The sequence below is a fragment of the Thermaerobacter sp. FW80 genome, from assembly GCF_004634385.1.
Taxonomy (GTDB): domain Bacteria; phylum Bacillota; class Sulfobacillia; order Thermaerobacterales; family Thermaerobacteraceae; genus Thermaerobacter; species Thermaerobacter composti.
In genome coordinates, this window is the sequence record NZ_CP037895.1 from 1,173,049 (window position 1) to 1,196,710 (window position 23,662).

A 23,662-nucleotide genomic window follows, 5' to 3' on the forward strand; every position below is an offset into this window, starting at 1 on the left:
TGGTCCCGCCTAAGGACCGGTGTCCGGGGAGGGGGGAAGGAATGCGTCGTTACCTCTTGCAGCGGTTGCTACTGATGTTGGTGTCCATTTGGGCAGTCGTAACGGTCACGTTCATCCTTATGCATGCGATTCCGGGCAACCCCTTCTCAGATCCCAGATTGCGCCCCGAAATTCTGGTTCTGATGATGGAGAAGTACGGCCTCAATGACCCCCTGTGGGAGCAGTACCTCCGTTACTGGAACAATCTGCTGCACGGCGACCTCGGCGTGTCGCTGAAGAACATCGGCCAGAGCGTCAACCGCATGATCGCCGAAGGCTTCCCGGAGTCCGCTTGGGTCGGCATCCAGGCGCTACTCTTTGCGTTGGTGGTCGGCTTGTCGATGGGGATTGTGGCTGCCCTCAACCGAAACCGCTGGCCGGACTACCTGGCAATGGTGATCGCGGTGCTGGGCGTATCGGTGCCCAGTTTCGTGATCGCGGTCTTTGGCCAGTGGTTGTTTGCCGTCAAGCTGAACTGGGTACCTGTGCTGTGGAACGGGCGTTGGGAAACGTCGGTCATACCCTCGCTGGCTCTGGGTGGGACCATGCTGGCGACACTGGTACGCATGATGCGTACCCAGATGTTGGATGTGCTTAACCAGGATTACATCAACACCGCTCGGGCGAAGGGCCTGTCACAACGGGAGGTGGTGTGGCGCCACGCGGTGCGCAACGCCATCCTACCCATCGTCACCTTGCTGGGCCCGCTGGTGGCCGGCGTCATCACCGGGACAGTGGTGATCGAATCCATTTTTGGAATTCCGGGCCTTGGCAAGTACTACGTTGAGAGCGTCTATGAGCGGGACTATCCCTTGATCCTGGGGACCACTCTCTTCTACTTCATCTTTTTGATCGTGGCCAACTTCTTGGTTGACATGTCCTACGGCTTGATCGATCCGCGCATCCGGCTGACGAACCGGGCCAGGGGGTGAGTGCATGGCAGTGAACCGGGCGGCTTCCGCTGACGCGTCGCCGCCGCCGCTAACACCGGACCTGTTCGAGCCGGCACGCATGACCGCCGGCGAGGCGGAGGCCATCGTCCGCCCCAGCCTGACCTTCTGGCAGGACGCCTGGGTCCGTTTCCGGGCCAACAAGTTGGCCATGCTGGGGCTGGTGCTCCTGATCTTGATGACGGCGGCTGCCCTTCTGGGCCCTGTGATCTCATACCATGTACATGGCCATACCTTCGACTACCAGGACTACGCCAGCATCAATCAACCGCCGTCGGCCAAGTTCTGGTTCGGCACCGACCAGATCGGGCGCGACCTGTTCACCCGGGTCTGGATGGGCGGGCGCATCTCGCTGTTCATCGGCATCGTCGCCGCCCTGCTGGAGCTGGTGATCGGTGTGCTGTACGGCGGCATCGCCGGGTACCTGGGCGGCCGGGTCGATGAGATCATGATGCGCATCGTCGACGTGCTCTACGGCATCCCCTACCTGCTGCTGGTGATCCTGCTGCTGGTGGTGATGCAGCCGGGGTTGCCGACCATCATCCTGGCGATGGGCATCACCGGCTGGGTGGGGATGGCGCGCCTGGTGCGCGGCCAGATCCTCCAGCTGCGCGAGATGGAGTTCGTCCTGGCGGCGCGGGTGCTGGGCGTGCCGACCCTGCAGCTGATCCTGCGGCACCTGATCCCCAACGTCATGGGGCCGATCATCGTCAGCCTGACGCTGACGGTGCCGGGGGCGATCTTCGGCGAGGCGTTCCTGAGCTTCATCGGCCTGGGCGTGCCGCCGCCGATGGCCAGCTGGGGCACGCTGATCAACGAGGCCTATACGGTGATGCGCATCCGGCCGTGGCAGTTCGCCTTTCCGGCCCTGGCCCTGAGCATCACCATGTTCGCCTTCAACGCCGTGGGCGACGGCCTGCGGGACGCGCTGGATCCGCGCCTGCGGGCCCGCTAGGAAAGGACGAAGCCTATGGAGAAGCTGCTGGAAGTCCGCGACCTGCGAGTCCACTTCCGCACCCACGGCGGCGAGGTGCAGGCGGTCCGGGGTGTCTCCTTCGACCTGCACAAGGGCGAGACCCTGTGCATCGTCGGGGAGTCGGGCTCCGGGAAGTCGGTGACGGCCCAGACCATCATGCGCCTGATCCCCATGCCGCCGGGGCGGATCGTCAGCGGCTCCATCCTCTTCCAGGGCAAGGACATCGTGCAGTTGCCCGAGCGCGAGATGCAGAAGATCCGGGGACGCTCGATGGGCATGATCTTTCAGGATCCCATGACCTCCCTCAACCCGACCATGACCATCGGGCGCCAGATCGCGGAGCCGCTGATCAAGCACCAGGGCATGCGACCCGACCAGGCGCGGGCGCGCGCCATCGAGCTGCTGCGGATGGTGGGGATCCCCAACCCCGAGGAGCGCGTGCGCCAGTACCCCCACCAGTTCTCCGGCGGCATGCGCCAGCGGGCGATGATCGCCATCGCCCTGGCCTGCAACCCGGCGCTGCTCATCGCCGACGAGCCCACCACGGCCCTGGACGTCACCATCCAGGCGCAGATCCTCGAGCTCATGCAGGATCTCAAGCGGCGCCTGGGAACGGCGATCATCCTGATCACCCACGACTTGGGCGTGGTGGCGCGCATGGCCGACCGCATCGCGGTGATGTACGCCGGGCAGATCGTCGAGCAGGGGACGGCGGAGGAGATCTTCCACCATCCCAAGCACCCGTACACCGAGGCGCTGCTGCGCTCCATCCCGCGCCTGGACGACCGGCGGGAGCGGCTCCAGGCGATCCCGGGAACGCCGCCGGACCTGTTCGCGCCGCCGGCGGGGTGCGCCTTCGCCGCCCGCTGCCCGTACACCATGCGCGTCTGTCACACGTACGATCCGCAGCTGGAGGAGATCCGGCCCGGCCATCTGGCCAAGTGCTGGCTGCACCATCCCTACGCGCCGGTGGTGGGCCTCAACGCCGAGGAAAGGGGGGCGTGAGCCGTGGCCAAGGGCGGAGCCACGACGGCCGAGGCGGTCCGCGACGCCGGCGGCGACCAGGACGCCGCGACCCCGGGCGAGCAGCCGCTTTTGGAGGTGCGCGACCTCAAGCGGTACTTCGACGTGGGGCGGGGTGCCGTCCTCAAGGCGGTGGACGGCGTCAGCTTCACCCTGCGGCGCGGCGAGGTGCTCGGCCTGGTGGGCGAGTCGGGGTGCGGCAAGTCCACCGTGGGCCGCACCATCGTCCGGCTGTACGAGCCCACCGCAGGCCAGGTGCTGTTCGACGGCCAGGATGTGCACAAGCTGACCGGCAAGGACCTGATGCGCTTCCGCCGTCGCGCCCAGATGATCTTCCAGGACCCCTACGCCTCCCTGAACCCCCGCATGCTGGTGTCGGAGATCATCGGCGAGGCCCTGGACCTGCACGGGATGGTGAAGAGCCGCAAGGAGCGGACGGAGCGCATCCACGAGCTCCTCAACCTGGTGGGCCTGAACCGCGAGCACGCCGGCCGCTTCCCCCACGAGTTCTCCGGCGGCCAACGCCAGCGCATCGGGATCGCCCGCGCCCTGGCGGTCAACCCGGAGTTCATCGTCGCCGACGAGCCCATCTCCGCCCTGGACGTGTCCATCCAGGCCCAGATCGTCAACCTGATGACGGACCTCCAGGAGCAGTTCGGGCTGACGTACATCTTCATCGCCCACGACCTGTCCATGGTGAAGCACATCAGCGACCGGGTGGCGGTGATGTACCTGGGGCAGATCATGGAGCTGGCGCCCAGCGACGAGCTCTACCTGCGGCCCCAGCACCCCTACACCCAGGCGCTGCTCTCGGCCGTGCCCATCCCCGACCCGGCCGTCGAGCGGACCCGAGAGCGGATCGTGCTCAAGGGCGACGTGCCCAGCCCGCTGGATCCGCCGCGGGGGTGTCCCTTCAGCACCCGCTGCCCGCTGGCGGAGCAGGTGTGCCGGGAGGTGCGACCGCCGCTGGAGGAGATCGCGCCCGGCCACTGGGCGGCCTGCCACCTGGTCAAGGGGACGAACGCGGCCTGACCCTCGCAGGCCCCGACCCCTCCCGGCCCGGATGCGACGACCACCCCATGGCTTTTGAGCCGAGGGCCCCGCAGTGGCGGGGCCCTTTGGCGTTGCGCGGCTCCTCGCCATCGGCCGTGGCCGGCGCGACGCCGGGCGGTTCCCGGCCGCGATCGGTCATGCCGGTGAGGCGTCGCGCATAGCCTGGCGATGGACGAGCCGGTGCGGCGCCATCCCATGGTGCGCTGCGGGGGGCCCGCACCGGCGAGCCGCGGCACCCCGGCCCGCAGGTCTCGACGGCCGCCGCGCGAGGGGACGCGATCCAGCCCAAATCCTTGGAAAAGCATCCAGTTCGATGGAAGGAACTCCGGCACGGGCGTGGTATAGCTGTCCACAACCGACTGTCACAGATCGGAGGGGGCCGTTAACAGCTTGCCGAAATATAGTCAGACATAGGCAAACATCTGTGCTACATTTCCAAGATGAAGCTCTCCGAGTGGGCCAAGCGTGAAGGAATCAGTTCCATCACCGCCTGGCGTTGGTGGAAGGCGGGGCGGTTGCCCGTTCCCGCCCGGCAGGCCCCATCCGGGACCATTCTCGTGGACCTTCCGGCTCCGGCGAAAGGGGAGACGGTGGTCTGCGCTTGCGTTTCCTCGCACGACCAGAAGAACGATCTCGACCGCCAAGTTGCCCGGGTCACGGCATGGGCAACGGAACACGGGTTTCCTGTGGACCAAGTGGTGACGGAAATCGGGTCCGGGCTGAATGGGAAACGGGCGAAGTTTCGCCGGCTTCTGGCCGACGCATCGGTTGCCACCATTGTGGTGGAACACCGCGATCGGTTGGCCCGCTTTGGGGTGGAGTACCTGGAAGCCGCTCTCGCGGCCCAGGGGCGGCGCATCGTCGTCGTGGATCCGAGCGAATCAACAGAGGACCTTGTGCGCGACATGATTGAAGTGCTGACCTCCTTCTGCGCTCGGCTGGATGGCCGACGGGGAGCGCGGAATCGGGCCATGCGGGCCCTGGCTGCAGCCCGCCGGGGCGATGCCGAATGAAGGTTCTTCAAGCGTACCGCTTCGCCCTGGACCCCACACCCCGCCAGGAACGGGCGCTGGCCTCCCACGTGGGCGCCCGCCGCTTCGCCTTCAACTGGGGCTTGGCCCTGGTGAAGGAGCGCCTGGAAGCCCGCGCCCGGGGCGAGGACGTGGAGGTGCCATGGACCCTTCCCGCCCTGCGGCGGGAGTGGAACCGGCAAAAGCACCTCGTCGCCCCCTGGTGGCGGGAGAACTCGAAGGAGGCCTACTCCTCCGGGCTGGACGGGCTGGCCCGGGCCCTACAGAACTGGTCCAAAAGCCGCAAAGGTGAACGTAAGGGACGCCGGGTGGGGTTCCCCCGGTTCCGGAAGAAGGGCCGCGGGCGGGAGTCGGTGCGGTTCACCACCGGCGCGATCCGGGTGGACGACAAGAGCCACGTCGTCCTGCCCCGGATCGGGCGGGTGAAGACCCACGAGCCGACCACGGCCCTGCTCCGACGCATCGAAGCGGGAACGGCCCGCATTCTGTCCGCCACGGTCGCCCGGGAAGGGGGCCGGTGGTTCGTCAGCTTCACCTGCGAGGTGGAGCGGCAGACGGGCCAGCCCCGGTTCCCCTGGCGGGTGGTGGGCGTGGACGCGGGGGTGAAGCACCTGGCGGTCCTTTCGACGGGTGAGAAGTGGCCGAACCCCCGGTCCCTTGAAAAAGTGCTCCGGAAGATCGCCCGGTCCAGCCGCGCCCTGGCCCGCCGGCAGAAGGGCAGCCGGGGGTGGCAAAAGGCCCGCCGCCGGCTGGCCCGGCTCCATGCGCGAGCCCGAAACCTCCGCCAGGATGCCCTTCACAAGCTGACCCACCACCTGGCGAGCACCTACGGTGTGGTGGTCGTCGAACAGCTGCACGTGGCGGGCATGCTGAAGAACCGGCGGCTGGCCCGGGTGCTGGCCGATGCGGCCCTGGCGGAGATCCGCCGCCAGCTCAGCTATAAGTGTCCCTGGCACGGCGCGGTCCTGGTCGAAGCGCCGCCCTTCTATCCCAGCAGTAAGCGCTGCTCACGGTGCGGCGCGGTCAAGCCGTCGCTGCCGCTTTCGCAGCGCGTTTTCCGCTGTGAGGAATGCGGGCTCGTGCTTGACCGGGACGAAAACGCGGCCCGGAATCTCGCGGCCCTTGTGGCCGCCGTCGCCGGGAGTGGCCCGGAGACGAGAAACGCCCGTGGACGGGATGGAAGACCTACCGCAAGGCAGGCGATCCCGGAGGAAGCGGGAAGCCGGCACCGGCGCATGGTCGGGTAAGACCGGCACCGCCGATCCGCAAGGATCGGCTGCCTGAAAACAGATGACGATGTTTCAGGTAACGGTGAGGATGCCGGGGTGGCGCGTTGGGGGCCGCAGGCGATCGCCGGGCGGGGTGCCGCCCGTTTCGGTCGCCGTCGCGCCCCGCGAGGGCAGCCGGTTCGTCCATCGCTGGAAGTCGGTCCCGGAGCGTAGGGCACCGGGACGGGAGGCCCGGACGCGAAGGGGGTCGGAGTGAGTGCTTCGAAAGGGCCGACGCAGCGGCCTGGTGGGCGAATCGGGCTGCGGCAAGTCGACCCTGGCGCGGCTGATCCTGCGGCTGATCCCGCCCACCGCCGGGCGGATCTGGTTCGACGGCCAGGACCTGCTGGCGCTGCCGCCGGCGGCCATGCGCAGGATGCGCCGCCAGATGCAGATCATCTTCCAGGACCCCTTCGGCTCCCTGAACCCGCGCTTCACCGTGGCCGACATCATCGGCGAGCCCCTGCGGGTGCACGGGATGCGCCGGCGGGAGGAGCGGGAGCGGCGGGTGGCGGAGCTGATGGAGCTGGTCGGCCTCAACCCCGCCTGGCGGCACCGCTTCCCGCACCAGTTCTCCGGCGGCCAGCGTCAGCGCATCGGCATCGCCCGGGCGATCGCCCTCAACCCCCGGTTCGTCGTGGCCGACGAGGCCGTCTCGTCGCTGGACGTCTCGGTCCAGGCCCAGATCCTGAACCTGCTGGCCGACCTGCAGGAGCGGCTGGGATTGACCTATCTGTTCATCGCCCACGGCCTCAACGTGGTGCGCCACGTCTCGACCCGCGTCGGCGTGATGTACCTCGGCCAGCTGGTGGAGGTGGCGCCGGTGGACGAGCTCTTCGGCCACCCGGCCCATCCCTACACGGCGGCCCTGCTCTCGGCGGTGCCCGTCCCGCATCCGCGCCGGCGCCGGGAGCGCATCGTCCTGCAGGGTGACGTGCCCTCGCCCGCGAATCCGCCGGCGGGGTGCCGGTTCCACCCCCGCTGTCCCTTCGCCCAGCCGCGGTGCCGGGAGGAGCCGCCGGTGCTGCGGCCGGTGGCGCCGGGGCACGCGGTGGCCTGCCACTTCCCGTTGGAATAGGCCGGCCGGTCGCGTGGCGGTGCCGCTTCCCCCCACACCGATCGATCGCCGAGAGGAGGGACCGCCGTGCAACGTGCCCTGGAATACGCCCGCACCCACCGGGAGGCGGCCCTGGAGGATCTGCGGACCCTGTTGCGCCAGCCGTCGGTGGCGGCCCAGAACCTGGGCATGGAGGCCTGCGCGGAGCAGGTGGCGGCGATGCTCGAGGCCCTGGGGGCGAAGGTGGAGGTGGTGCCCCTGGAGGGCGGCTTCCCCGTGGTCTATGGCGAGATCGACGCGGGGGCGCCCCGCACCCTGCTGTTCTACAACCACTACGACGTGCAGCCGCCGGAGCCGCTGGAGGAATGGGAGGTCGACCCCTTCGCGGCCGCCATCCGCGACGGGCGGCTGATCGCCCGCGGCGTGGCGGACAACAAGGGCAACCTGATGACGCGCATCAAGGCGGTGGAGGCGTGGCTCCAGGGCGAGGGGCGCCTGCCGGTCAACGTCAAGTTCGTCGTCGAGGGGGAGGAGGAGATCGGCAGCGTCCACCTGGACCAGTTCATGCAGCGCTACCGCGATCGCCTGGCCGCCGACGGGGTCGTGTGGGAGTCAGGTGGCAAGGACGCCCGCGGCCGGCCGGTGATCTCCGCGGGGTGCAAGGGGATCCTGTACGTCGAGCTGGTGGCCCGGGCGGCCAACCAGGACCTCCACTCCAGCCTGGCGGCCATCGTGCCCAACCCGGCCTGGCGGCTGGTCCAGGCCCTGGCCACCCTCAAGGACGTGGACACCGACCGGGTGCGCATCGACGGCTTCTACGACGACGTGCGCGGCCCCACCCCGGCCGAGCGGCGGCTCCTGGAGCGGTACCCGCTGGAAGAGGAGGAGATGCTGCGCAGCTGGGGGCTGCGGCAGTTCATCGGCGGGCTGCGGGGGCCGGCGCTGCAGGAGAAGCTGCTCTACGCCCCCACCTGCACCATCTGCGGCCTGGTGTCCGGCTACACCGGCCCCGGCACGAAGACGGTGCTGCCCCGGGAGGCGCGGGCCAAGATCGACTTCCGGCTGGTGCCGGATCAGCGGGCCGACGACATCCTCGCCAAGCTGCGGGCCCACCTGGCGCGGCACGGCTTCGACGACCTGGAGATCGTCGTCCTGGGGCCGGAGGACCCGGCCCAGACCGATCCGGAGCATCCCCTGGTGGGGGTCATCCGCGACACGGCCCAGGAGGTGTACGGCGTCGAACCCGTGGTGCGCCCCCGCACGGCGGGGACGGGACCGATGTTCCTGTTCCACCGCATCGGGCTCACCGCCACCGTGGACGGGGTGGGCATCGGCCACCACGGCTCGCTGGTCCATGCGCCCAACGAGAACGTCTACGTGGACGACTACTACCGGGGCATCGAGCACGTGATCCGCATCCTCGACCGATTCGCCCGGACGTAGGCCCGCGGCACGGCGTGCCGTGGTGCGGCGAGCGCTGCGGGCCACAGCGCGGGATGGGGTGCGGTCGCAGGGCCCCCTCGGGGCGCACCCCTTGTCGTGGTCTCCGGAGCGGCTCGCGAGGCGCGATGGGCAGGAGGTGCCGGACCGCCAATGGAATCCGTGGCCCGATGGAGCCGCTTCGTCGGCGACACCTTCGCCGTGTGGGTGCTGCTCTTCGCCTTCCTCGGCTATGCCTTTCCGGGCGCCTTCCGGGAGCTCTCGGCGTACATCGTGCCGCTGCTGGGCGTGGTTATGTTCGGCATGGGCCTGACCCTGTCGGCGGCGGACTTCCGGGCGGTGCTCCGCCGTCCGCGGGAGGTCGCCATCGGCGTGCTGGCCCAGTACCTGATCATGCCGCTGGTCGGCTACGCCCTGGCGCGGCTGCTGAACCTGCCGCCGGAGATCGCCGTCGGCGTCATCCTGGTGGGCTCCTGTCCGGGGGGCACGGCCTCCAACGTCATGACCTACCTGGCGCGGGGCGACGTGGCCCTGTCCGTGGCCATGACCACGGCCAGCACGCTGCTGGCGCCCTTCCTCACGCCGCTGTGGGTGCTCCTCCTGGCCAGCCGCTGGATCCCCGTCAACGCCGCGTCGCTGTTCTGGTCCATCGTCAACGTGGTCATCTTGCCGGTGGTGGCCGGCCTGATCGTAAAGGGGCTCTTCCGCCGGCCGGCCGAGGCGGCGGTCAAGGCCCTCCCGCTGGTCTCGGTGGCCGCCATCGTCACCATCGTGGCGGCGGTGGTGGCCGCCAACCGCGACCCGCTGGCGACCAGCGGGCTGTCCATCATCCTGGTCGTGATCCTGCACAACCTCTTCGGCCTGGCGCTCGGCTACCTGGCGGCGCGGTCGGTGGGCTTGACCCTGTCCAAGCGCAAGGCGCTGGCCATCGAGGTGGGCATGCAGAACTCCGGCCTCGGGGCCGCCCTGGCGGCCGCCCACTTCACGCCCCTGGTGGCCGTGCCCAGCGCCATCTTCAGCGTCTGGCACAACCTGTCGGGGGCTCTCCTGGCGTACGTCTTCCGCCGCATGGAGGAAGCCCCGGCCGACGCGCCAGCCGCCGGGCCGGCCGCGGCCCGCGCCGATGCGCCGTCGGTGCCCCCGCGCGGCTGAGGGGCGCGCCCCATCGGACGAATCGGGGACTGCGGGTGTGGGCCCCGGACCGACCCAGCGGCGGCGACCGGCGGGCGGCCGACGGCCTCAACCCGGCCGCCGCGCCGGCGTCCCGGATCGGGGGAGGCGGGACGATGTGGCGGATCAGCGACCCGGAGCTCCAGCGCCGCCGTCGGCGCGTGCTGGAGGAGGCGAGCCGGCGGGGCGCCGCCGCCTTCGTCGCGTACAGCCCGACGTCGATCTTCTACCTGACCAACTTCCACTTCATCCCCACGGAGCGCCCCATCGCCCTGGTGCTCGAGGAGAGCGGCCGCTGCGGGCTGTTGGTCCCGCGCCTGGAACGCGAGCACGCCCAGATGGCGGCGCGCGTCGACGAGGTCCGCGACTACCCGGAGTACCCGGGGGACGTCCACCCCATGGAGCACCTGGCGCGGTGGCTGCGGGACCGCGGCCTGGCCCGGGCCCACCTCCTGGCCGAGGCCGCGGGCTACGCCTCGGCGTGGGGATACCAGGGCCCGCCCCTGGCCGAGCTCTTGCCGGACGCTCGGATCACCGTGGACACCCGTCTGATCGAGCGGCACCGGATGGTGAAGTCGGCCGAGGAGATCGCCCTGATCCGGGAGAGCTGCCGCTGGGCGGGGCGCGCCCACCGGCTGCTCCAGGAATACGCGGCCGCTGGCGCCAGCGAGGTGGCGATCAGCCACCGCGCCTCCCACGAGGCCACCATGGCGATGCTCCAGGCGTGCGGGGAGGCCAGGCCGGTGGTCCCGCCCTCGGCCCACGCCGGCTTCCGCGGGCAGGTGGGGCCGAACAGCGCCCTGCCCCACGCCGTCACCATCAACGCCGTGCTCCGGCCGGGCGACGTGCTGGTGACGGGGGCCACCGCCCACGTGGGCGGGTACTGCAGCGAGCTGGAGCGCACCATGTTCGTCGGCGAGCCGAGCCCCGAGCAGGCCCGGTTCTTCCGGCACATGGTGGCGCTGCAGGAGGTCGCCTTCGCCGCCATCAAGCCGGGCGTCCCCTGCGCCGCCGTGGACCGGGAGGTGCGCCGGTACTACGACGAACACGGCCTCTGGCCCTACTGGCGCCACCACGTGGGCCACAACATCGGGCTGCTGGGCCACGAGCCGCCCTTCCTGGACGTGGGCGACGAGACCGTGATCGAGCCCGGCATGCTGTTCACGGTGGAGCCCGGCCTCTACGTGCCGGGCATGGGCGGCTTCCGCCACTCGGACACGGTGCTGGTCACGGACAAGGGCATCGAGATCCTGACCGACTACCCGCGGGACCTGGAGAGCCTGATCTGCGGCTAGGCCTCGGTCGGCCGCTCGGCCGCCCGCTCGCCCCCGCCCACCCCGAACCCCGTCGCCCCTCGCCACCGGCGCCCCTGTCCGCGGTGGGCCGGCTTCGTCGGGGCGGGAGGCCGCGACCACGTCGCGACCGTCGCCCCGGCGGGAGCCGACTCGCCCCGGCGCGGGCCGCGCCGGTCCTGGGCGGTCGGCTGCCCGCCCGTTCATTGAGGGGGATGCCGGTTCGTCCGGGGTGGGGGAGCCTTTGGTGTATAATGGCCGCACGAGAGGAGGACGAGCATGGCCGAGATCACGCGGGAGGAGGTGCGGCGGATCGCCGCCCTGGCCCGGCTGGGCCTCGATCCCGCCGAGGAGGAGCGCCTGGCCGCCCAGATGGAGCGGATCGTCGAGGCCATGGCCCGCCTGCGCCGGGTCGACGTCGGCGACGCGGCGCCGCTAACCCACGTCCTGGCGAGCCTCGCCAACGTGACCCGACCCGATGAGCCGCGGCCGGGCACGGACCGCGAGGCCCTGCTGGCCGCCGCCCCCGACCGCAGCGGGCCGTTCCTGCGCGTTCCCCGGGTGATCGAGTGATGGACGAACTCTGCTACGAACCGGTCCACCGCCTGGCCCAGCGCCTGGCGGCCGGCGAGGTCAGCGCCCGCGAGCTGACGCAGGCCTTCCTCGACCGCATCCAGGCGCTGGACGGCACCGTGGGCGCCTATCTGACGGTGACCGCGGAGCTGGCGCTCCGCCAGGCCCGCGAGGAAGACGAGAGGCGCCGTCGGGGCGAGCCCGTGGGACCGCTGTCGGGCATCCCGGTCGCCGTCAAGGACAACCTCTGCATCCAGGGCGTGCCGACCACCGCCGCCTCGCGGCTGCTGGCCGGCTACCGCCCGCCCTACACCGCCACCGCCGTCCAGCGGCTGCGCCGCGCTGGCGCGGTGATCCTCGGCAAGACCAACATGGACGAGTTCGCCATGGGCTCGTCCACCGAGAACTCCGCCTTCCGCACGACCCGCAACCCGTGGGACCTGGAGCGGGTCCCGGGCGGATCCAGCGGCGGGTCGGCCGCCGCCGTGGCGGCAGGGGAGGCGGCCGCCGCGCTGGGCTCGGACACCGGCGGCTCCATCCGCCAGCCGGCGGCCTTCTGCGGCGTGGTGGGTCTGAAGCCCACCTACGGCCGGGTCTCGCGCTACGGGCTGATCGCCTTCGCCTCGTCCCTGGACCAGATCGGCCCGCTGACCCGGGACGTCACCGACGCGGCCCTGGTGCTGGAGGCCATCGCGGGCCCGGACCCCGCCGACGCCACCTCCGCGCCGGTGCCGGTGCCCTCGTGGCGGGAGTCGCTGACGGGCGAGGTGAAGGGGCTGCGCATCGGGCTGCCCCGGGAGTTCTTCGGCGACGCCGTGGAGGCGGCGGTGGCGGGGGCCGTGCGCGCGGCGGTGGAGCGGCTGGTCGCCGACGGCGCCACGGCCGAGGAAACCTCCCTGCCCTCGGCCGAGCACGCCCTGCCGGCCTACTATCTCATCGCGACCGCGGAGGCGTCGTCCAACCTGGCGCGGTACGACGGGGTGCGCTACGGCTACCGCGCCGACGCCGACACCGTGGAGGGGATGTACCTCGAGACCCGCAAGCAGTTCGGCGCGGAGGTCAAGCGGCGCATCCTGCTGGGCACCTTCGCCCTGCGGGAGGGCTACGCCGACGCCTACTACCGCAAGGCGCTCCAGGTGCGCCGCCTGATCAAGGACGACTTCGACCGCCTGTTCGCAACCTTCGACGTGCTGATCACCCCCACGTCGCCCGGGGTCGCCTTCCCGCTGGGCGCCCGGACCGAGGACCCCCTGGCCATGTACGCCGCCGACATCTGCACACTGCCCGTCAACCTGGCGGGCCTGCCGGCGGTGTCGGTCCCCTGCGGCTTCGTCGACGGGCTGCCCGTGGGCCTGCAGGTGATCGGGCGGCCCTTCGCGGAGGACACCGTGCTGCGGGTGGCCTACGCCATCGAGCAGCGGCTGCGGCTGGACCTGCGGCCGCCTGTGGGGAGGGTTGCCGCATGACGGGGACGGCGGGAGCCCATCGCCCCCGCGACGCCGCGGCGATGCCGTCCCGGGCCGCCACGGCAAAGGCCCCGGCGACCGCGGACGCGGTTCGCGACACTGCCGCGGGGCAGGCCGTCGCGACCCCCGCCTCCGGCGGCCCGCGGCCTGCGGCCGGTTCGTCCGCGGAACCGTGGCAGGAGCGGGACGGCCTGCGCTACCGGGTGATCGTGGGCTTGGAGGTCCACGTGGAGCTGCGGACGCGCACCAAGATCTTCTGCAACTGCCCGAACCAGTTCGGCGCCGAGCCCAACACCCACGTCTGCCCGGTGTGCATGGGCCTGCCCGGCACCCTGCCGGTGCTCAACCAGCAGGCCCTGGAGTACGCGGCCCTGGCGGCCCTGGCCCTGAACTGCCGCATCGCCCGGGAGACCAAGTTCGACCGGAAGAACTACACCTATCCCGATCTGCCCAAGGGCTACCAGATCTCCCAGTACGACCAGCCCCTGGCCGGCGGCGGCTGGGTGGAGATCGACACGCCGGCGGGCCCCAAGCGCATCCGCATCCGGCGCCTGCACCTGGAGGAGGACGCCGGCAAGTCCCTCCACGACCAGGACGCCGCGGGCACCCTGCTGGACTTCAACCGCGCGGGGGTGCCGCTGATCGAGATCGTCACCGAGCCCGACCTGGCCTCGCCCGAGGAGGCGCGCCTGTTCCTCCAGGAGCTGCGGACCGCGATCCTGTACACGGGCGTCTCCGACGTGCGCATGGAAGAGGGCTCTCTGCGCTGCGACGCCAACGTCAACGTGGTGGTGGCGGGCGCCGGCCCCGACGGGGGCGAGCTGCGGACGCCCATCACCGAGATCAAGAACCTCAACTCCTTCCGCTCGGTGGTCCGGGCCCTGGAGTACGAGGTGGCGCGCCACCTGGAGGCGGTGCGCCGGGGCGAGCGGCTCCAGCGGGAGACCCGCCACTGGGACGAGGGACGGGGCGTCACCCGGCCCTCCCGGGGCAAGGAGGAGGCCCACGACTACCGCTACTTCCCCGAGCCCGACCTGCCCCGCCTGGTGCTGGACGAGGCCTGGGTCGAGGGCTTGCGGGCGCGGCTGCCGGAGCTGCCCCGCCAGCGGCGGGCCCGCTACGTGGACGAACTCGGCCTGCCGGCCTACGACGCGGGCGTCCTCACGGCGGACCCGGCCCTGGCCCGGTTCTTCGAGGACGTGGTGGCGGCCGGGGTGGCGCCCAAGGCGGCCAGCAACTGGATCATGAGCGAGCTCCTGGCCCACCTCAACGCCACCGGCCGCTCGGTCCAGGACCTGCCCTTCGGTCCCGAGCAGCTGGCGTCGCTGCTCAAGCTCGTGGACAAGGGCACCATCAGCGGCAAGATCGCCAAGCAGGTCTTCGCCGAGATGCTGGAGACGGGCGGCGACCCCGAGGCCATCGTCCGCGAGCGGGGGCTCGTGCAGATCACCGACGAGGCCCAACTGGTGCAGTGGGTCGAGCGGGCCATCGCGGAGAACCCCGAGGCGGTGGCGAACTACAAGGGCGGCAAGACCAACGCCCTGGGCTTTTTGGTCGGCCAGGTGATGCGGTACAGCCAGGGCAAGGCCAACCCGCAGCGGGTGAACCAACTCCTGCGCCAGCGGCTGGACGGGTAGCCATCAGGACCACAGCGGCGGCCGCGCTGTAGGAGGGTGAACCAGCTGCTGCGCGAGCGGCTGGACGGGTAGGCGCCCCCCGGGGCCGCGGGCGAAGGGCCCTGTCCCTCCTGCGTGCCCCCGGCGGCTGACGGCCCGGGCGGTACCTCGAGCGGGGCCGCGATGGCCGCCTCGGCATGCGGAGCGGGGGGGCGCGGTCAGGACCCGGTCGGTGCGTACGCGGATCGAGCGCCCGCGGCGCGGTCAGGGCCCGGGCAGGCGAACGCGGATCGGGCGCTCGCGGTGCGGTCAGGGCCCGGGGGGCGGACGCGGAGCGGGCGCCCGCGGATAGGACGGCCAGCGGTGGGCCATCCTGGAGACCGGCGGCGCGGCGGCGCCGCCGGTCCTTTTCGGGAGGGTCCCCGGTGGCCGTCTGGCGTTGGGCCATCGCCCGGCCCGTGGCGACGGTGATGGCCATGGGCGTCCTGGTGTGGGCCGGCCTCTTCGCCCTGCGCACCCTGCCCGTCGGCCTGCTTCCCGCCCTGGACCCGCCGGTGCTGACGGTGGTCACCTCCCTCCCCGGCGCCTCGCCCGAGGCCATCGACCAGCTGCTGGGCGAGCCCTTGAGCCAGACCCTGCGCACCGTCAGCGGGGTGCAGGAGGTCATCGCCCGCTCCGGCGACGAGATGGCCACGGTGGTCCTCCGCTTCCGCTGGGGCACCGATCTCGAGACGGCGCGGGAGCAGGTGGTCCAGCGCCTGGACGCGGTCCCCCTGCCCGCCGGCGCCGGCCGGCCGCAGATCCTGCGCTTCGACCCCACGCAGCTGCCGATGATGGAGATCGGGCTGGCGGGCCCCGGCGACGCGGCCCAGCGCGCCCGCCAGGTGCGGGAGGTGCTGGTGCCGCGGCTGGAGGCGGTGCCCGGCGTGGCCGCCGTCAGCCTGCGGGGCGCGCCCGCGGAGCGGGTCGAGGTGGTGCTGGACGCGGCGGCCCTGCGCCGGCACGGTTTGGCGCCGGGCCAGGTCCAGGCGGCCGTGGCCGCGGCGGCGGCCTCCGTGCCGGCGGGTGCCGTCGCCGGGGGCGACGGCACCCGCCGGTGGCCGGTGGAGGTGGAGGGCGGGTTCCACCGGCTGGACGACCTGCAGCGCGTCGTGGTCGGGCTCTCCTCGCCGGCGACGGTGCTGGCGCCGGCCCCGATGGCGGGCGTCCCCCGGCCCGTCCTCGCCGGCGCCGTCCCGGTCCGCCTCGCCGACGTGGCCACGGTGCACGTGCGCCGGGACCCGCCGGCGGAGGTGGAGCGGCTCAACGGCCGCGACGGCCTGGGACTCGTGGTCTACCAGGAGCCGGGGGCTAACACAGTCTCCGTCAGCCGGGCGGTGCGGGCGGCCCTGGACGCCGGCCTGGCGTCGATGCCCGGCTGGGAGGCCACGATCACCTACGACGCCGGCCGGATGGTGGAACAGGCGGTGCGCGGCGTCGGCCAGTCGCTGCTGGTGGGCAGCCTGCTGGCGGTCGCCGTCCTCTGGCTCTTCCTCCGCCGCGGCCGCGCCGTGGCGGTCATCGCCCTGGCCATCCCCATCAGCGCCTGTGCGACCCTGGCGGCGATGCACCTCCTGGGCATGACCCTCAACGTCATGAGCCTCGGCGGGCTGGCCCTGAGCGCCGGCGTGCTGATCGACCAGGCCATCGTGGTGCTGGAGAGCATCGCCCGCCGCCACCAGGAGGGGCTGCCCGCCCGGCAGGCCGCCGACCGCGGGACCGCCGACGTGGCCGCCGCCGTGGCCGCCTCGACGGTGACGAACCTGATCGTCTTCCTGCCGGTGCTGTTCCTTGGCGGACTGGCCGGCCAGCTCTTCCGCGACCTCGCCCTGGCCAACGGCCTGGCCCAGGCGGCATCGCTGCTGGTGGCCGTGACCGTCGTCCCCGCCCTGGCCGCCTGGTGCCTGGACGAACCGGCCCCCGCGGGGCGGCGCCGGACGCCGTCGCCCGTGGCGGCGGCCGGCACCGGTCCGTGCGGCCCGTCCGATCCCGGCCCGCTGCCGCTGCCCCGCCCGGTGGAGGCCTGCTTGCGGCGGCCGGCGGCCACGCTGGCGGCGGCGCTGGTGATGGTGCTGGCCTCGCTGCCCGCCGCGGCGCGCCTGGGGACCGAGTTCCTGCCCGCGGTGGACGAGGGGGCCGTGGACGTGGCGGTGACCCTGCCGGAGGGCAGCGCCCTGCCGGTCACCGCCGAGGCCTTGCAAGCGGTGGAGCGCGCGGTGCGGGGGCTTCCCGGCGTGGAGACGGTGATCGCCCGCGCCGGCGGCGGCCCGTGGCCCGGCGAGGAGGGCGCGGCCCACCAGGGGTTGGTGCGGGTGCAGCTGGCGGGCGACGCCGGTTCGTCCACCCGGGCCGCGGAGCGGATCCGGCGCGCCCTGGCGACGGAGGCCCGGGCCGCCCTGGACCGCCTCGGGGCGCAGGTCCACGTGGAGCCGCGCAACCTCTGGGCCGACGTCGGCGCCGGTGCGCCGGTGGTCGAGCTGGTGGTGCGGGCGCAGGACCCGGTCACCCTGGCCGAGGCGGCGGCGCGGGCCCGCGAGGCGCTGGCCGCGACGCCCGGGCTGGTCGACGTGGCAGTGGACCTCGACCGCACCGCGCCGCGGCTGGCGGTCCGGGTGGACCCGGCGGCCGCCGCCCGCTTCGGCCTGGCGCCGGCCCAGGTCGGCCAGCAGCTGCGGCTGGCCCTGGCGGGCGAGGTCGTGGCCCGCGCCCGGGTGGACGGGCGGTGGTTGCCCGTGGTCCTGCACACCGACCCTGGCACGGAGGCCGCCGGGGCGGCGGCCGGAACCGCCGGGGCACCGGCCGGGACCGCCGGGGCGCAGGCAGGGACCGCCGAGGCGGCGGCCGGGACCGGCGAGGGGAGGACCGCAGCCGGGGAGGTGGCGACCGGTGCGGGCCTCGCGGGTCGCGGTGCGGGCGGGGACGCATCCCGCGGAGCGGCAGCCGGCATCCCCCCGGCGCCCGCGGCCGGGGCGGCTCCGCCCAGCGGCGGCCCGCAGCCTGCGCCGTCCGGGATCGGGGATCGCGCCCGGCCGGCGGCGGGCGGCGTGCTGGCCCGGATGCCCCTGGCCGGCGGCAGCGGCTGGACGCGCCTGGACCAGCTGGCGGCCCTGCGGCCCGACGCGACGCCGGCCGCGCTGGTCCGCCGGGACGGCTGGCTGGCCGCGACCCTCACCGCGCGGCCGGCGGGCACGGACCTGGGCTCCGCGGTGGAGCGGGCGCGGCGCCAGGTGGCGGCCGTGCTGCCGCCCGGCGCGGCGGTCGAACCGGCCGGCACCGCCGTGCTCATGCAGGAGGGCTTCGCCACGCTGGGGCCCGCCGCCGCGGGCGCGCTGCTGCTGATCTACATGGCCATGGCGGCCCAGTTCGAATCCCTGGTGCACCCGCTGCTGATGATGGTCACCTTGCCCCTCGCGCTGGTGGGCGCGGTGGCCGGGCTGGCCGCGGTGGGCCACGCCATCGGCCTGACCGCGGTGATGGGCGGCATCGTCCTCGCCGGGATCGCGGTCAACAACGGGATCGTCCTGGTGGACGCCGCCCGGCGCCACCGGGCGGCGGGGATGGACGCGGCGGCGGCGATCCGCCTCGCGTGGTGCCGCCGCCTGCGGCCCGTGCTGATGACGGCGCTCACCACCCTGCTGGGGTCGCTGCCCTTGGTGGTGGCCCCCGGGCGGGGCGGCGAGCTGGAGGTGCCGCTGGCGGCGGTCCTGGTCGGGGGGCTCTTCACCTCGACGGCCTTGACCCTGGTGGTGCTGCCGTGCGCCTGGCTCTTGGCGGAGGGGCGCTGGCCGGCGCCGGGACGACGGAGCCCGGGGCCGGCGCGGCCATGGTGACGGGAACGACGTCTCCCTCCGTCGTGGCAGGGTCTTGCGATACCGGTGCCGAACCCTGGGCGGGCGGCGACGCCGGCCGCGAGATCGCCGGGAGGGCCCCGGTGGCCGGGCACGCTGCGCCGGTCCCGCCGGTGGCGGCCGGCGCCCGGAGGAGGTGCGCGCCATGGACGGGGGCGACTGGCGCCGCTGGCGCCATGCGGTCAAGCTGGATCCCGCCCGTCCCATCGCCCCCGAGGTGGTGGGCCGGCTGGCCGCCACCGGCACCGACGCCCTGATCCTGGGCGGCAGCGACGGCATCCGCCGCGACGCGGTGGTGCGGTTGATGGCGGCGGCCCGGGCCAGCGGGCTGCCGGTGGCCGTGGAGGTCTCGAGCCCTGAGGCGGTGGTGCCCGGGGCGGACTGGTACCTGATCCCCATGGTCCTCAACGCCGGCGACCCGCGCTGGCTGGTGGGGGCGCACCGCGAGGCCCTCCAGCGGCTGGACCGCATCGCCCCCGGGATCCCGGTGCCCTGGGACCGGGTGGTGACGGAGGCGTACGTCGTCTGCAACCCGGACGCCACGGTGGCGCGCCTGACGGCCGCCCGGCCACCCGCCGGGCCGGACGAGGTGGCGGCCTGGGCGACGGTGGCCGAGCGGCTCCTGCGAGCCGACATCGTGTACATTGAGTACAGCGGCCGGTACGGGGAGCCGGCGTGGGTCCGGGCGGCCGCCGGCGTCCTCAGGCGGGCCCGGCTCTTCTACGGCGGGGGACTCGCCTCCGCCGAGCAGGCGGCGGCCATGGCCGCCTGGGCCCATACCGTGGTCGTGGGCAACGCCCTGTACCGGCCCGACGGGCTGGAATGCGTCCGGGCCACCGTCGCCGGCGTGCGCCGGACCGGGTCCGGAGAGGGAGGGGAACCCCTTGCCGCCGGAGGTCGTCTTCCTGAACGGAGGCTTCGTCCCGTATGACCAGGCCGTGGTGCCCGTGGAAGACCGCGGCTTCCTCTTCGCCGACGCGATCTACGAGGTGATCCGCTGCTACGGCGGCCGGTTCTTCCGCCTGGACGACCACCTGGAGCGCCTCGAGCAGAGCGCGGCCGCCCTGGAGATCCCCCTGCCCTACGACCGCGCCCGCTGGACCCAGGTGCTGGAGGAGCTGATCCGGCGCAACGGGGTGCGGGACGGGTCGGTGTACGTCCAGGTCAGCCGCGGGGTGGCGCCCCGCGCCCATGCCTGGCCGGACGGCCTCCAGCCGACCGTGGTGGCCATCGCCCGGCCCGGCGGCACGCCGCCCGCCGAGGCGGTGCGCCGCGGCGTCAAGGCGATCACCGTACCCGACAACCGGTGGGGCCTGTGTTGGGTCAAGACCACGGGCCTGCTGCCCAACGTGCTGGCGAAGCAGCGGGCGGCCCGGGCGGGGGCCTACGAGGCTCTGTTCGTCCGCGACGGCCTGCTCACCGAGGGCACGTCGAGCAACGTGTTCGTGGTGCGGGAGGGCGTCCTCTACACCCATCCGCTGGCCAACATCCTGCCCGGGGTCACCCGCATGGTGGTGCTCGAGGTGGCCCGGGAGGCGGGGATGCCCGTCAGGGAGCAGGCGATCCCCGTGCAGTGGCTGGAGGGGGCGTCGGAGGTCATCCTCTCGGGCACGAACTCCGAGGTGCTGGCGGTGGTGGAGGTGGACGGCCGGCCGGTGGGCGACGGCCGCCCGGGGCCGGTCTTCGCCCGGTTGCGGGAAGGCTACCTCGCCCGGGTGGCGGCGGAGACGGGCGCGGCCGTGGACGTCGGCGCCTGATGCGCGGTCCGCGGGGCGAGAGGGGGGAGGCCGGCGCCGTGCCGACGAGGGTCCTGGTGCTCTCCGACACCCACCTGCCCGGGCGGGGGCGCTTCCTGCCGCCGGCCGTGCTGGAGGAGGCCGCGCAGGCGGACCTGGTCGTCCACGCGGGCGACCTGGTGACCCTGGACGTGTACGACGAACTGGCCCTGCTGGCGCCGGTGGTCGCCGTGCACGGCAACGTGGACGACCCGGAGGCGTGCCGCCGGTTGCCGGCCCGGGCGGTCTTCGAGCGCGACGGGGTGCGGGTCGGGGTGACCCACGGGCACCTGGGCCGGGCGCCCACGACCCCGGGGCGCGCGCTGGAGGCCTTCGCCGCGGACGAACCGCGGCCGGCGGTGGTGATCTTCGGGCACAGCCACCAGCCGCTGATCGAGCGGCGGGAGGGCGTGCTGCTGCTGAACCCGGGTTCGCCGACGGATCCGCGGCGGGCCCCGGCGCCGAGCTACGCGTGGCTGGAGCTGGATGGCGGCGAGGCCCGGGCGCGGCTGGTCGAGCTGCCGCGGCGGCGCTAGGCGTGGGCCCGCGCCGGCGCGGCCGCATCGGGTCGGTCGGGGCGGGATCGGCGACGGCGGCGCGCGGCCCGCGCGTCTTGGGCCCGGTCCGCCCTCGCCGGGCGGGGGCCCGGTCCGCCCCGGGAGGGCGCCCGCCCCCGGCCGTCGCCGCGCCGTCGCGCGTGGGCCGGTTCGTCCCCGGGTTCACCGCAACGGGGAGAGGATGCCGGTTGTCCGAGCAGACTCTGAACCTGCGGCGCCGGCTGGGGGCGGCGCTGATCCTCGCCCTGGTGTTGATCGCCGTGGCCGGCGTGTGGCACGCAGCGGGCCCCGCCCGCCGCACGCCCACGGCGCCCGCCGGGTCGGCCGCGACGCCGGCGCCGGGCCCGGGCGCGGACCATGGCGCCCCCCAGCTGGTGATCGGCAGCCTCGGTGGCTTCGAGGGCTGGAACCCGCTGCTCACCGAGCGGCATCCCCTGCAGCCCCTGCTGTTCCGCAGCCTGGTGCGCTACAACGACCGCATGGAGGTCGAACCCGATCTGGCCGCCTCCTGGGAGGTCGGCGACGACGGCCGCACCTACACCCTCCACCTGACGGCGGCGACCTGGCAGGACGGCCAGCCGGTGACGGCCGATGACGTGGTATTCTCCCTGACGGCCCGCCTGCATCCCGCGGCCGATCGGATGGGCGCGTACAACCTGGCGGCCCTGGCGGGCGCGGCGGAGTACCTCGCGGAGCTGGAGCGGCTGGATCGGGAGCGAGAGGCGGGCCGGATCGATGCGGACGCCTGGGAGGAGCGGGCCCAGGCGGCCTACGCGCGGTGGCTCGCCCAGGGGGCGGTGCGGGCCGCGGATCCGCGCACCGTCGTGGTGACCTTCGCCGAGCCCTACGCCCCGGCCTTGGAGCTCTTCACCCTCCCGGTGGTGCCGGCCCACGCCTTCGCCAGCCAGGCGGAGGCCCTCGACCCCGAACACCCCTTCCACACCGGGGCGCCGGTGGGCTCCGGGCCGTACCGGCTGGAGAGCTGGGTGCCCGGGGTGGAGGCGCGCCTTGTGGCGCGGGACGACCTGCCGCCGGCTGCGACGCCGGGCTATCCCGTGGTGGTCGTGCGGTTCTTCCGCGACCAGGACGAGCTGGACCGGGCGATCCTCGACGGGGAGGTGGACGCCGGCCGCCTCTCCCCGGAGGCGGCCCGCCAGGCGGTGGAGAGCGGGTCGCCCCTGCGGCTGGTGGAGTTCCCCGACCTCGGCTACACCTATGTGGCCTACAACCTGCGCGACCCGGTGCTGGCCGACCCGGCGGTGCGCCGGGCCATCGACCTGGCGGTGGACCGACAGGCCCTGGTGGGCGAGCTCTTCGGGCGGTATGCCGAGCCCCTGACGTCCCCGGCCCTGCCGGGCACCTGGTGGGCGGGCCCCGCGCCCCTGCCCCGCCACGATCCCCAGGCGGCCCGCGACCTGCTCGCGGCGGCAGGCTGGCGCGACGTCGACGGCGACGGCATCCGGGAGCGGGACGGCCGGCCCCTGGTGATCGAGCTCCTCACCCACCGGGAGAACCGGTACCGGGAGCAGGCCGCGGTCATGCTGGCCGACTGGCTGCGGCGGGTGGGGATCGCCGTCGAGGTGCGCCGGCTCGAATGGGGCGAGCTGGTGGCCGCCCTGCGGGAGGGGCGGTATCAGGCGGCGCTGCTGGGGGTCGGGGTGGGCGTCGACCCCGACGGCTACGCCCTGTGGCACTCGGGCGGCCACCTGAACTTCACCGGCCTGCACGACGCCGAGCTGGACCGGCTGCTCGAAGCCGGGCGCCGCGGGGGCGACCGCCGTGCCACCTACCGCAAGGTCCAGGAGCGGCTGGTGGAGCTGCAGCCGGCCCTGTTCCTCTGGCAGGAGATCCAGGTGCTGGCGGTGCGCCCGGAGGTGGCGGGGCCCATCAGCGGCTCGCCGGGCGGGTTCCTCTGGAACGTGGCGGCCTGGCACCCGGCCGATGCGGGGGACGAACCGGCCGTCGGCGCAGCCGGCGGGTGACGTCGCCAAGGGGCCCGGGTGCCGGGGTCGGTTCCCGACGGCCCTGCTCCTCGTGGCGCGGAAGCCGGCCGGCGAGCACCGGGTCGTCATCGCCGATCGCCTCGATGGCGTGGCGGGAGCGTGCCCCCGTCGTGCAGGGGGGCCAGCACCAGGGAGGTCACCATCGCGTCGGGCGTGGGGAACCCCGCGGCGACGGCACCCGGCCGGTCAGGGTGGCGCCGGGAGGGGGTGCACGCGGCGTCCGGTCGGCGCCGGGACGACACCCCCATGCCGGGCGGGGCGCGTTGCCCGCCGTCCCGGTGGCGCCCCGGGCCCCGGCGGGCGCTGCCGCGCCTTTGGTTGACACCGAATTTTTCTTCTCCATATAATGTGGATGGCTTTCGGGCGGGCTCCGTCATGTTCCGAATTTCACGAAGTCCCGCCCGTCGCCTTTCTATACCGGTGGCCACCGCCGCGGTGGCGTCCACCGGTGGGGAAACGGGGGGCGGCCAGTTGGACTCCCGGGTC

Annotated in this window: 18 protein-coding genes; all 18 read left to right on the forward strand. The window is 73.4% G+C overall.

Going from position 1 to position 23,662, the window contains the following annotated elements; translation table 11 throughout:
* Positions 1–41 precede the first annotated feature (41 nt).
* Entirely contained in the window at positions 42–971 is a 930-nt protein-coding gene (locus E1B22_RS05040) for an ABC transporter permease (protein WP_135224808.1), read from the forward strand.
* A gap of 4 nt (positions 972–975) precedes the next feature.
* Positions 976–1,944 carry an ABC transporter permease gene (locus tag E1B22_RS05045; RefSeq protein WP_135224809.1) on the forward strand — a complete coding sequence of 323 codons (969 nt, stop codon included), beginning with the start codon at positions 976–978 and terminating at the stop codon, positions 1,942–1,944.
* 15 nt (positions 1,945–1,959) lie between these two features.
* Positions 1,960–2,970: an ABC transporter ATP-binding protein gene (locus E1B22_RS05050; RefSeq protein ID WP_135224810.1), complete on the forward strand. Its 1,011-nt coding sequence runs from the start codon at positions 1,960–1,962 to the stop codon at positions 2,968–2,970.
* 3 nt (positions 2,971–2,973) lie between these two features.
* Complete coding sequence (locus E1B22_RS05055) at positions 2,974–4,020, forward strand: ABC transporter ATP-binding protein (protein ID WP_256369298.1); 1,047 nt, start codon at positions 2,974–2,976, stop codon at positions 4,018–4,020.
* A gap of 461 nt (positions 4,021–4,481) precedes the next feature.
* Entirely contained in the window at positions 4,482–5,054 is a 573-nt protein-coding gene (locus E1B22_RS05060; protein ID WP_135224811.1) for an IS607 family transposase, read from the forward strand.
* A complete protein-coding gene (gene tnpB / locus E1B22_RS05065) occupies positions 5,051–6,319 on the forward strand; it encodes an IS607 family element RNA-guided endonuclease TnpB (protein ID WP_135224812.1) in 1,269 nt (422 codons plus the stop codon). Before E1B22_RS05060 ends, tnpB begins: the two co-directional genes overlap by 4 nt.
* 238 nt (positions 6,320–6,557) lie before the next feature.
* Positions 6,558–7,418: an ABC transporter ATP-binding protein gene (locus tag E1B22_RS05070; protein WP_243123753.1), complete on the forward strand. Its 861-nt coding sequence runs from the start codon at positions 6,558–6,560 to the stop codon at positions 7,416–7,418.
* A 66-nt stretch (positions 7,419–7,484) separates the two neighbouring features.
* Positions 7,485–8,840, forward strand: a complete 1,356-nt coding sequence (locus E1B22_RS05075) for a M20/M25/M40 family metallo-hydrolase (protein WP_135224813.1) — start codon at positions 7,485–7,487, stop codon at positions 8,838–8,840.
* Positions 8,841–8,990: 150 nt separating this feature from the next.
* Positions 8,991–9,989, forward strand: coding sequence for a bile acid:sodium symporter family protein (locus E1B22_RS05080; RefSeq protein WP_135224814.1), 999 nt, complete (start codon positions 8,991–8,993; stop codon positions 9,987–9,989).
* A 134-nt stretch (positions 9,990–10,123) separates the two neighbouring features.
* Positions 10,124–11,302, forward strand: coding sequence for a Xaa-Pro peptidase family protein (locus tag E1B22_RS05085; protein ID WP_135224815.1), 1,179 nt, complete (start codon positions 10,124–10,126; stop codon positions 11,300–11,302).
* Between the two features lie 276 nt (positions 11,303–11,578).
* The gene (gene gatC / locus E1B22_RS05090) at positions 11,579–11,872 is read left to right on the forward strand and encodes an Asp-tRNA(Asn)/Glu-tRNA(Gln) amidotransferase subunit GatC (protein WP_135224816.1); all 294 of its coding nucleotides are present in this window, start codon (positions 11,579–11,581) and stop codon (positions 11,870–11,872) included.
* A complete protein-coding gene (gatA, locus tag E1B22_RS05095) occupies positions 11,872–13,338 on the forward strand; it encodes an Asp-tRNA(Asn)/Glu-tRNA(Gln) amidotransferase subunit GatA (protein ID WP_135224817.1) in 1,467 nt (488 codons plus the stop codon). The genes gatC and gatA overlap by 1 nt, the downstream gene beginning before the upstream one ends.
* Positions 13,335–14,975: an Asp-tRNA(Asn)/Glu-tRNA(Gln) amidotransferase subunit GatB gene (gene gatB, locus E1B22_RS05100; protein ID WP_243123754.1), complete on the forward strand. Its 1,641-nt coding sequence runs from the start codon at positions 13,335–13,337 to the stop codon at positions 14,973–14,975. Before gatA ends, gatB begins: the two co-directional genes overlap by 4 nt.
* Before the next feature lie 404 nt (positions 14,976–15,379).
* A complete protein-coding gene (locus E1B22_RS05105) occupies positions 15,380–18,823 on the forward strand; it encodes an efflux RND transporter permease subunit (protein WP_135224818.1) in 3,444 nt (1,147 codons plus the stop codon).
* Positions 18,824–18,986: 163 nt separating this feature from the next.
* On the forward strand, positions 18,987–19,772 hold the full coding sequence (locus E1B22_RS05110; protein WP_135224819.1) for a heptaprenylglyceryl phosphate synthase: 786 nt from the start codon (positions 18,987–18,989) through the stop codon (positions 19,770–19,772).
* On the forward strand, positions 19,726–20,598 hold the full coding sequence (gene dat, locus E1B22_RS05115; protein WP_135224820.1) for a D-amino-acid transaminase: 873 nt from the start codon (positions 19,726–19,728) through the stop codon (positions 20,596–20,598). Before E1B22_RS05110 ends, dat begins: the two co-directional genes overlap by 47 nt.
* 38 nt (positions 20,599–20,636) lie before the next feature.
* Entirely contained in the window at positions 20,637–21,152 is a 516-nt protein-coding gene (locus E1B22_RS05120; protein ID WP_135224821.1) for a metallophosphoesterase family protein, read from the forward strand.
* A 209-nt stretch (positions 21,153–21,361) separates the two neighbouring features.
* A complete protein-coding gene (locus tag E1B22_RS05125; protein WP_135224822.1) occupies positions 21,362–23,155 on the forward strand; it encodes an ABC transporter substrate-binding protein in 1,794 nt (597 codons plus the stop codon).
* The last annotated feature ends 507 nt before the right edge of the window (positions 23,156–23,662 follow it).

What these genes read in the sequence shown, in the direction of transcription:
- E1B22_RS05040 (WP_135224808.1), top strand. Translation starts at nt 42, where the DNA reads ATGCGTCGTTACCTCTTGCAGCGGTTGCTACTGATGTTGGTGTCCATT.
- E1B22_RS05045 (WP_135224809.1), top strand. Translation starts at nt 976, where the DNA reads ATGGCAGTGAACCGGGCGGCTTCCGCTGACGCGTCGCCGCCGCCGCTA.
- E1B22_RS05050 (WP_135224810.1), top strand. Translation starts at nt 1,960, where the DNA reads ATGGAGAAGCTGCTGGAAGTCCGCGACCTGCGAGTCCACTTCCGCACC.
- E1B22_RS05060 (WP_135224811.1), top strand. Translation starts at nt 4,482, where the DNA reads ATGAAGCTCTCCGAGTGGGCCAAGCGTGAAGGAATCAGTTCCATCACC.
- tnpB (WP_135224812.1), top strand. Translation starts at nt 5,051, where the DNA reads ATGAAGGTTCTTCAAGCGTACCGCTTCGCCCTGGACCCCACACCCCGC.
- E1B22_RS05080 (WP_135224814.1), top strand. Translation starts at nt 8,991, where the DNA reads ATGGAATCCGTGGCCCGATGGAGCCGCTTCGTCGGCGACACCTTCGCC.
- E1B22_RS05085 (WP_135224815.1), top strand. Translation starts at nt 10,124, where the DNA reads ATGTGGCGGATCAGCGACCCGGAGCTCCAGCGCCGCCGTCGGCGCGTG.
- gatC (WP_135224816.1), top strand. Translation starts at nt 11,579, where the DNA reads ATGGCCGAGATCACGCGGGAGGAGGTGCGGCGGATCGCCGCCCTGGCC.
- gatA (WP_135224817.1), top strand. Translation starts at nt 11,872, where the DNA reads ATGGACGAACTCTGCTACGAACCGGTCCACCGCCTGGCCCAGCGCCTG.
- gatB (WP_243123754.1), top strand. Translation starts at nt 13,335, where the DNA reads ATGACGGGGACGGCGGGAGCCCATCGCCCCCGCGACGCCGCGGCGATG.
- E1B22_RS05110 (WP_135224819.1), top strand. Translation starts at nt 18,987, where the DNA reads ATGGACGGGGGCGACTGGCGCCGCTGGCGCCATGCGGTCAAGCTGGAT.